This window comes from Paraglaciecola sp. 20A4, from assembly GCF_011378905.1.
Lineage (GTDB): Bacteria > Pseudomonadota > Gammaproteobacteria > Enterobacterales > Alteromonadaceae > Paraglaciecola.
Map to the genome: position 1 here is coordinate 1 of NZ_WTPY01000086.1, position 803 is coordinate 803.

At 38.6% G+C, this 803-nt stretch carries 1 protein-coding gene; it reads right to left on the reverse strand.

Translation table 11 applies throughout. From position 1 onward, the window contains the following. Window positions 1-803: hypothetical protein (locus GQS54_RS22940; protein ID WP_166426235.1), on the reverse strand; the 803-nt coding region annotated here is incomplete at both ends.

Sequence of the window (803 nt, forward strand, 5' to 3'; positions counted from 1 at the left end):
AAATCGAGAATCCTTACTTCTGAGCTAGACCAAGTACGACTATTGATTATTAAATACTTGTTGGACAGTGATTTATGGATGGAAACAAAACGTTCGTCATCTTGTTCTTTGTATAGTGTTTTGTCTTCAGCGCCGGAGCCTATCGACTTAGAAACAACTTTATACTCCCGGCCGTACTCATCAAGTTCAACATAGTATATGGTGTCAGATCCCCTGCTCCATTCAATATCATCTTTAACGTTATCAATTGTTTGAATTATTTCTGCGTTACCATCAACAGATTTAATATGGAGTGAATGAACACCTGAAGAGTTTTCTACCCACGCCAAATACTTGGTGTTAGGTGATAATTGCAAACTTAGTAATTTATATGAAAGCTGATTTTTACTTCTAATATTCTCGTCTAATAATAATTTTCTATGACTAGATCCCAGTGGCAAATAGTACCAAATGCGGTATTCGCCATTTTGTTGATACTCTGTATGTAAGGTATGTCCCGCATTTTCCCAAGTGTCTTCGGTCTGCCCTTGTGGCAATCTGCTCTTTATTTCAGCAAACACTTCAGAAATTTTATTACTTTTAGAGGCAAAATAACGTTTGGTCTTTTGTTCTTCAGACTCAAGATATTTGACCACTGGTAGGGAGCTTATTTCCGAGGTTTCTGTGTCCCTAAGCCAGTGAAAGTGATCTGTATACAACTCTCCATGCCGGACCTCCTGAAAGATAGGGGGTAAAGCCTCTGCTTTATTAAGTTCAGCCGGGTTAGGATCGTTTTTACAACCAACTAAGGTTAGTGCCACAAG